8 protein-coding genes are annotated in these 8,436 nt (G+C 66.4%); 3 read left to right on the forward strand and 5 right to left on the reverse strand.

The genetic code is table 11. The features are described 5' to 3' along the window. On the forward strand, nt 1–374 hold a 374-nt coding region (locus GH737_RS11005; protein ID WP_275401962.1), incomplete at its 5' end, for a MazG nucleotide pyrophosphohydrolase domain-containing protein. Here GH737_RS11005 and hflX read toward each other — a convergent pair. From hflX to dusB, 5 genes are read right to left on the reverse strand one after another with little or no spacing between them, the layout of a single operon-like run. Next, on the reverse strand, nt 353–1,660 hold the full coding sequence (gene hflX, locus GH737_RS11010; protein ID WP_155264867.1) for a GTPase HflX: 1,308 nt from the start codon (nt 1,658–1,660) through the stop codon (nt 353–355). The genes GH737_RS11005 and hflX overlap by 22 nt on opposite strands. Further along, nucleotides 1,657–2,145: an RNA chaperone Hfq gene (gene hfq / locus GH737_RS11015; protein ID WP_155264868.1), complete on the reverse strand. Its 489-nt coding sequence runs from the start codon at nt 2,143–2,145 to the stop codon at nt 1,657–1,659. Before hfq ends, hflX begins: the two co-directional genes overlap by 4 nt. A 13-nt stretch (nt 2,146–2,158) precedes the next feature. Continuing rightward, a complete protein-coding gene (gene ntrX, locus GH737_RS11020) occupies nt 2,159–3,541 on the reverse strand; it encodes a nitrogen assimilation response regulator NtrX (RefSeq protein WP_155264869.1) in 1,383 nt (460 codons plus the stop codon). Further along, nucleotides 3,541–5,802 (reverse strand): sensor histidine kinase NtrY-like, encoded by a 2,262-nt coding sequence (locus GH737_RS11025; RefSeq protein ID WP_196233115.1) that lies wholly within the window; start codon nt 5,800–5,802, stop codon nt 3,541–3,543. The genes ntrX and GH737_RS11025 overlap by 1 nt, the downstream gene beginning before the upstream one ends. A 60-nt stretch (nt 5,803–5,862) precedes the next feature. Further along, nucleotides 5,863–6,876: a tRNA dihydrouridine synthase DusB gene (gene dusB / locus GH737_RS11030; RefSeq protein ID WP_155264871.1), complete on the reverse strand. Its 1,014-nt coding sequence runs from the start codon at nt 6,874–6,876 to the stop codon at nt 5,863–5,865. A 65-nt stretch (nt 6,877–6,941) separates the two neighbouring features. Here dusB and GH737_RS11035 point away from each other — a divergent pair, with 65 nt between their 5' ends. Together GH737_RS11035 and GH737_RS11040 are read left to right on the forward strand one after the other, a co-directional pair. After that, a complete protein-coding gene (locus GH737_RS11035; protein WP_155264872.1) occupies nt 6,942–8,090 on the forward strand; it encodes a bifunctional 2-C-methyl-D-erythritol 4-phosphate cytidylyltransferase/2-C-methyl-D-erythritol 2,4-cyclodiphosphate synthase in 1,149 nt (382 codons plus the stop codon). After that, nucleotides 8,080–8,436 (forward strand): CinA family protein (locus GH737_RS11040; RefSeq protein ID WP_230558769.1); only part of this gene is annotated, 357 nt, incomplete at its 3' end. The genes GH737_RS11035 and GH737_RS11040, both read left to right, overlap by 11 nt.

Genomic DNA, 8,436 nt, shown 5'->3' on the forward strand with positions numbered 1-8,436 from the left:
TTGCCGGCGTCGCGCTGGCGCTGCCCGCTCTGGAGCGCGCGGCCAAGCTGCAGCGCCGCGCCGCCCGCGTCGGCTTCGACTGGCCCGACAATTCAGGGCCGCGCGCCAAGATCGACGAGGAGCTTGCCGAGCTCGACGCCGAGAGCGACCATCACCGCATGCTCGACGAGCTGGGAGACCTGCTGTTCGCCGTCGTGAACCTCGCACGTCATCTCAACATCGAACCTGAAGCCGCGCTGCGCGCAGCCAATGACAAGTTCGAGCAACGCTTCCGCGCAATCGAGAAGACGCCAGGATTCGCCGACATGAGCCTCGATGAAAAAGAAGAGCTCTGGGCCGCCGCGAAGAAGGCTCAGGCAGGCTCCATCGCCTGAAAGCGCGCCCAATTGTCGGGTGACAGCCGCACCGACAATTCCACTTCCTCCTCGTCGAGCCGCTGCTCGAGCACTTCGCCGCGCGCGTGCAGCCAGGCGATCTTTTCGCCGGCGCTGGCGGGGAGCCGCACCTGGTGCACCTGCTCGTTACTCCTCAGGGATTCGGCCATCCGCTCGCGCAGCGCATCCAGCCCTTCGGCCGTCGCCGCCGATATCGCCACCACGTCCTCGCGACGTCGAGCCTCTTCCGTCAGGCGCTCGCGTTCCTCGCCTGAAAGCAAATCGACCTTGTTCCACGCCTCGATCCGCGGAGGCGCCCCCTCCTCTGCGAGGCCGAGCGAGGTCAGCACGTCATCGACGTCGTCGCGCTGCGCCTCGCGGTCGGGGTGGGCCATGTTGCGCACGTGCACGAGCAGGTCCGCCTCGCGGACCTCCTCCAGCGTGGCGCGGAAGGCGGCGATCAGCTCGGTCGGCAGGTCCGATACGAACCCCACCGTGTCGGACAGGATCACCTTGTCGAAACCAGGGAGGCGAATGTCCCTCATGGTCGGGTCGAGAGTCGCGAACAAGAGGTTTTCCGCGAACACAGCTTCGCCCGTCAACTGGTTGAAGAGCGTTGATTTCCCGGCGTTGGTGTAGCCGACCAGCGCAACCACTGGCCACGGTGCGCGCTGTCTCCGGTCACGATGAAGGCCGCGCGTGCGCTTCACTTGGTCGAGCTCGCGCCTGATCTTCGCCATGCGGTCGCGGATCATCCGTCGATCGGCCTCGATCTGGGTCTCGCCCGGACCGCCGAGGAAGCCGAAGCCGCCGCGCTGCCGTTCGAGGTGGGTCCAGCTCCTGACCAGCCGCCCCGCCTGGTAATCGAGGTGCGCGAGCTCGACCTGCAGCCGACCTTCGGCGGTCGCGGCGCGCTCGCCGAAAATTTCGAGGATCAGCCCGGTGCGGTCGATCACCTTGGTTCGGGCTTCCTCCTCTAGATTCTTCTGCTGGATCGGGGTCAGCGCCGAATCGACGATCAGCAGCCCGGCACCCTTTTCTTTGGCCAGTTCGGCAATCTCCTCCACCTGCCCCTTGCCCAGCAGCGTCGCTGGCCGAACCGCGCGAATCCGCAACGGCCGCGACGCGACCACGTCGATCCCGATCGCTTCGGCGAGCCCCTCCGCCTCCTCCACACGCGCCTCTGCCGAGCGCCGGGAGCCCTCGCGCGGAAGCTCCGGGACAGCGATGATGGCGCGTTCCCCGCGCGCGACCTCGATCGCACCATTGCCGTCGAAAGCGTTCAGGGTTCACCCTCCTCGCTCGCGCTCCCCTGCTCAGCGCCGAGGCTGAGCGGATGGGCGGGCTGAAGCGTCGAGATCGCGTGCTTGTAGACCAGCTGCACCTGTCCGCCGCGCTCGAGCAGCAGGCTGAACTGGTCGAATCCGCTCACCGCGCCCTGAAGCATCACGCCGTTGACGAGGAAGAGGGTCATCCGCTCCTGCTGTCCCGCGGCGGCGGCGAGGAACTTGTCCTGCAGTTGCGGCTTCGCGCCTTCGCTCGTGGTCGGAACGAGGTCCGGCGGCGCTTCTGCCGGCATGATCGTCGAAACGGCATGCTTGTAGACGAGCTGCGACGCGCCTTCGCGGCGCAGGAGGAGCGAAAATGCGTCGAACCAGGTGATCACCCCCTGGAGCTTCACGCCCTTCATCAGGAAAATCGTCACGGGAAGTTTGGCGCGCCTGACGCTGTTCAGGAAATGATCCTGCAAACTGAGCGACCGAGCAGCCATAAGCGGGTGACCTCTACTCGTCCCCTTCCCTCTTGTCCCCGATCCCCAGGGCTTTCAGCTTCCGGTGCAGTGCCGAGCGTTCCATGCCGATGAACGATGCGGTGCGCGAGATGTTGCCGGAAAAGCGCCGGATCTGGATGCGGAGGTACTCGCGCTCGAACGATTCGCGCGCTTCGCGCAAGGGGCTGCCCATAATCGCCATCGCCGTCGCGGCACCGCCCATGACGTTGTGGCTGTCGAGGATTTCGGGCGGAAGCAGGTCGACCTCGATGCACGAGACTCGGTCGCCCGGCGCGAGGATCAAGGTCCGCTCGATGATGTTCCGCAGCTGGCGGACGTTGCCGGGCCAGTCGTGGGCCTGGAGCGCGGCCATGGCTTCCTCCGAGATGCGCGGCGGCTGCATCCGCCGCTCGGCCGCGAACCGCGCGAGGAAATGGCTGACGAGCTCGGGAATATCCTCGCGCCGCTCGCGGAGCGGCGGAAGCTTCACCGGCACGACGTTGAGCCGGTAGAACAGATCCTCGCGGAAGCGCCCGGCGTTGATCTCGTCCTGCAGGTTGCGCGACGTGGCCGAGAGCACCCGGACATCGACCCGCACCGGCCGCTGGCCGCCGACGCGGTGGTAGCTCTGGTCGGTGAGGACGCGCAGGATCTTGGCCTGCGTGGTCGCCGGCATGTCTGCGATCTCGTCGAGGAACAGCGTGCCGCCATGGGCGTGCTCGAGGAGGCCGGGACGCATCGCCCCGTCCACTTCGCTCCCGAACAGCTCCTCTTCGACCCGCTCGGGGCTCATCATCGCCGCCGACAGGACGATGAAGGGGGCGCGGGCGCGCGGGCTCCACAAATGGATCATCCGCGCGGCGATTTCCTTGCCGACCCCGGCGGGTCCCGAAATCAGCACGCGGCTGCCCGTTGGAGCGACGCGCTTCAGGGTCGCGCGGACGGTGTTGATCGCCACCGAGCTCCCGTGGAGCTGGTCTTCGTCGCCCGTCTTGCGCCGAAGCGCGGCGTTCTCGCGCCGCAGCCGGTCGGTTTCGGTCGCGCGGTCGACGAGATAGATCAGCCGCTCGGCCTCGAACGGCTTTTCGATGAAGTCGACGGCCCCTTCCCTCACCGCGGCAACGGCGGTGTCGAGATTGCCGTGGCCCGAGATCATCAGCACCGGCACCGTCGAATCCCGCCGCTTGATCTCCTGCAGCAACTGCAAGCCGTCGAGCCTCGAGCCCTGCAGCCACACGTCGAGCAGCACCATCGACGGCCGCCGCTCCTCGATCGCATCGAGCGTGGAATCGCTGTCGGCGGCGGTGCGCACGGCATAGCCCTCGTCTTCGAGGACTCCGCTGACGAGCTCGCGGATGTCCGCCTCGTCGTCGACCACGAGCACTTCAAGCGCCATCAGGCATCCTCAACGTCATCCTCGTCCTCTTGGCTGGCGTGCGAAGCCTGGTCGCCGGCAAGCGCGGCAAGCTTCGCGGTGTCGAACGAAATGCGGACGTGCGTCCCGCCGCCCTGGCGGTCGAGGAAGGCGATCTCGCCCATATGTTCCTCGACGATCTTCTTGACGATGGCGAGGCCGAGGCCGGTGCCGCGCACCCGCGTCGTCATGTAGGGTTCGGTCAGCCGCTCGCGATCCTCGGGGAGCCCGACGCCGGTATCGAGAATGTCGATGACGAGAAGCCCGCCGTCCTGCCGCAACCGCAGGTCAACGCGGTCTCCGGCGAGGCTGTGTTCTCCACGATTACGCCTGCTTTCAATGGCCTCGACACCGTTCTTGACGACATTCGTCAATGCCTGCGCAAGCTGGCGGCGGTCGCACACCATGCGAAATTCACCGGCAGGCGGCTCGAGCGTGAAACTGACCGCCGGGTGCGCGACCTCGTGCAGGAACAAAGCCTGGCGCGCGATCTCGTGCACGTCCTCTTCGCGGAACACCGGCTTGGGCATGCGCGCGAAATTCGAGAATTCGTCGACCATCCGACGCAGGTCGCCGACCTGCCGGACGATGGTGCCGGTGAGCCGCTCGAACGTGTCCTTGTCGGACGAGATTTCGCCGCCGAACCGCCGCTGCAGCCGCTCGGCGGCAAGCTGGATCGGGGTCAGCGGGTTCTTGATCTCGTGCGCGATGCGCCGCGCGATGTCCGACCAGGCGGCGCGCCTCTGGTCGGTCAGCTGGTCGGTAATGTCATCGAAGGTCAGCACCGACCCGTCCTGGTAGCGGACCCGCTTGACGGCAAGGGTGCGCTGCATCCCGTCGGCCGTGATCAGCACATTGGCTTCCGACTGCTGGCCGCGCATGAACTCCTCGAGCTCCGGAGAGACCGAGGCAAGCGCCTTCCCCTCGATCGGCTCATCCTGCTCGAGCAGGGTCTCGGCCGAGCGGTTGAGGAGCAGGATGCCATGCTGCGCGTCGACGGCGACCACGCCCGCGGTGACGCTCGACAGCACCGCCTCGATGAACGCCCGGCGAGTCTCGATCTGCGTGTTCGCGCTGCGCAGCTCGTTGGTCTGTTCCTCGAGCCGCTCGGTCATCTGGTTGAAGGCGGTCGCGAGAGTCTGGACTTCGTCGTCGCTCTTGGTGACCGGAACGCGGGCCGAGAAATCGCCGGACTCGATCCTTCCGGCAGCGGTGACGAGCTCGCCCACAGGCCTCACCAGGCGATCAGCGAGTTTGAGCGCTGTAAGGATTGAAAGCCCTACGATGATCAGCGATCCGAGCAGAAGCGCCGCATTGAAGCGGAGTTGGTTGACGCGCGAGCGTTTCAACAGCGCATGATAATCGCGAAGAACATCGTTCGCTCGGTCAGTTTGCGCCGCGATCTCGGGGTCTACCGAGCGGCCCACGTAAAGGTAGAAATCCTTTTCGAAGCCGAGCCTCGTGAGCACTGCAATGCGATTCGGTGTGTTTGCGTCAACGAATCCCTTGTCGGGCTGTCGGGAAAGGCGATGCTGTGCGTCCCGAAGTCGGTCGGGATCGATCATGCCGACGTATCCATTGATGACGGCGAACGATTGCACTTCTCCCGTCGGCGGAATCATCAAGATTGCGGCTTCGTTCAATGATCTGAGATATGTTTGCGTAGCGAGGGCAACTGGGACTTGCGGATCGTCGATCGGAACTCTGCTGAGTCCGTCGGCCATATTCCCCGCCATGGCTATGGCCTGTGCGCCTACTTGGCCGAGCTCATATCGATAAACACCCTGCGCCACCTGCACGGTATTCTCGAGCATGTTGCGAGCGCGGTTGGAGAACCAGAATTCGAGGCCGCTTTGGAACAGCACCGAGGCGAAGATCGCCACCAGCACCGTCGGAACGGCGGCAAGCAAGGTGAACAGCGCGACCAGCCGCACATGGAGGCGGCCGCTGCCGAGGCCTCCCCTCTCCGCCCTTCGGACAGCGACCTTGCGCGCGTAGAGCGCCATCAGCGCGATTGCCGGCAGAAGGATCGCGATCAGCAGCACCGCGATCAGCGGTGGCGAAAGTAGCGTCCCGGGCTCGGCGTTGCGCCTCAAAAGCCACGCGCTCAGACCCAGCATTCCTGCGAGAACCAGCCCGACGAGCAGCATCAGGCGATCGTAGAACCGCCCGCTCGCGCGCTCGCGCTGGAGCCAACTTTCCTGCTGCAATGTCACCGGCGATTCGGCCGTACGCGCGTCCATTCGCTCCGGCCCTAGCATGGCCGTTGCAGAATCAACACACTTCTATGAAGGCTCTTCGGGTCACGCGGCCGAGCGCGCGAGCCACGGCGAATAGAATTCCTGCAACATGCGAACCACGACAGCGGGATCGTCCTGCTGGTTGACCGTGTTGCGCAGCTCGGCCGAGCCCGGCAGCCCTCTGGTGTACCAGCCGATATGCTTGCGCGCGAGGTTCACGCCGGTCTGCCTGCCATAGAGCTCGAGCATCTCATGATATTGCTGGAGCATGGTCGCGAGTTGCTCGTCGAGGCTGGGATCGGGCCGGTGCCCTCCCCCGCCGAGGACGCTCATCACCTGCGCGACGAACCACGGGCGCCCGTAGGCGCCGCGGCCGACCATCACCCCGTCGGCGCCGGATTGCCGGAGCGCTTCGCGTGCATCCTCGACCGTGTTGATGTCGCCGTTCACGATCACGGGGACCGAAACCGCTTCCTTGACCTTCCGCACGAATGCCCAGTCCGCCGTGCCCTTGTACAACTGGCAGCGAGTGCGGCCGTGGATGGTGATCATCTGTACGCCCAGGTCCTCGGCAATCCGTGCCAGCTCCGGCGCGTTGAGGCTGTCGTGGTCCCAGCCCATGCGCGTCTTGAGCGTCACCGGCACCTTCACGGCTTTGACCGTCGCCTCGATGATCGCCGCGGCGTTCTTGAGATCGCGCATGAGCGCCGATCCCGCCCAGCCGTTGACGACCTTCCTGACGGGGCAGCCCATGTTGATGTCGATGATCGCCGCGCCGCGCTGCTCATTGAGCTTCGCGGCCTCGGCCATCACCTCGGGCTCGCAGCCAGCGAGCTGCATCGACACCGGCTCCTCGCACGGGTCCCACAGCGACTTCTGGAGCGACTGGCGGGTCTCGCGGATCATCGCCTGGCTCGCGATCATCTCGCTGACCGTCAGCCCCGCCCCGAAGCGCTTCACCGCCCGGCGGAACGGCAAATCGGTGACGGCCGTCATCGGCGCCAGGATCACCGGCGACGCGACCTCGATGGGCCCGATGTTGATTGGGCCGATCCTGATGGGCTTCACGAGGGTCATGGGAAGGCGTCAGATAGGGGAAGAGCCCTTGGCGGACAAGGTAAGCGGTCCTAGACGCCCGGGCCGTGACCACCACCGCCCTCATCGTCGCCGCCGGCAAGGGCGAACGCGCAGGCGGCGGCGTTCCCAAGCAATACCGGCTGCTCGGCGGCAAGCCCGTCCTTCGCTGGGCGGTGGAAGCCCTGATCGGGCATCCCGCGGTCCAGTCAGCGCGCGTCGTCATCGGCAAGGGGTACGAGGAACTCGCCTTCACCGCTTTGGCCGGCCTCAATGTCGGCGATCTGATCGAAGGCGGCGCAGACCGGGCAGATTCCGTCCGTTCGGGTCTTCGGGAGATCGGAGGAGATGCGGTGCTGGTCCACGACGCTGCGCGCCCCTTCTGCCCAGCCGGGGTCGTCGACCGGCTGCTCGCGACCCTCGAATTCTACGAAGGCGCGGCGCCGGTGCTTCCCGTCGGCGACACGCTCGCGTGCATCGGCGACACGATCGGCGAGCCGGTGGACCGCAGCGGGCTCGCGCGGGTCCAGACGCCGCAAGCATTCCGCGTCGATGCTCTCAAGGCCGCTTACGAGCGCTGGTCCGGGCTTCCTCCCACGGATGAAACCACCGTCGTCCGCGCGGCGGGCATGAAAGTTGCCGCCGTAGAGGGCGATCCCGCGCTCGAGAAGCTGACCCTCGCCGCCGATTTCGACCGCGCCGAGCAGTGGCTCGCGGGCCGCCTCGTCCCGCGCACCGGGTTCGGCTTCGATGTCCACGCCTTCTCTGGCGAGGGACCGCTGATGCTCGGCGGAGTCGAAGTGCCGCACAGCCGCGGACTCGCCGGGCACAGCGATGCCGACGTTGTCCTCCACGCGATCACCGACGCTTTGCTCGGCGCGGCCGGGCTCGGCGACATCGGCGAGCATTTCCCGCCTTCGGATCAGCGCTGGGAGGGCGCCGCTTCCTCGCTTTTCCTGGCGCATGCGGTCGTGCTGTTGCGGTCTCGTGGAGCTATCGTCGATCATGTGGATTGTACTGTCATTGCCGAAGCCCCGAAGGTGGCGCCCTGTCGCGAAGCGATGCGCGCGCGCATCGCGGAGATCGCGGGCCTGAGCATCGATCAGGTCAGCATCAAGGCGACGACGACGGAGGGCCTCGGCTTCACCGGCCGGCGGGAAGGCATCGCCGCCCAGGCCGTGGCGAGCATTCGAATGGGACTGTCGAGTGAGGGATAACCTGCTTCCCGATTTGCTGGTGGACAAGGCGCGCGAGGTCGTCGACGCGAACCGCGCCGCGGGCCGCCGGATGGCGATTGCGGAAAGCTGCACGGGTGGTCTCGTCAGCGCCGCGCTGACCGAGATCCCGGGTTCTTCGGATGTGTTCGAAGCCGGCTACATAACCTATTCGAATGCCGCCAAGATCAGCGGGCTCAAGGTCTCCGAGGAAGTCGTCGACACGTTCGGTGCCGTGAGCGTCGCCACCGCCTGGGCCATGGCGCGCGGGGCGCTGGCGGCGTCCGACGCGGATGTCGCGGTCGCTATCACCGGCATCGCCGGGCCCGGCGGCGGGACTCCGTCGAAG

Source organism: Sphingomonas segetis (genome assembly GCF_009720245.1).
Lineage (GTDB): Bacteria > Pseudomonadota > Alphaproteobacteria > Sphingomonadales > Sphingomonadaceae > Sphingomicrobium > Sphingomicrobium segetis.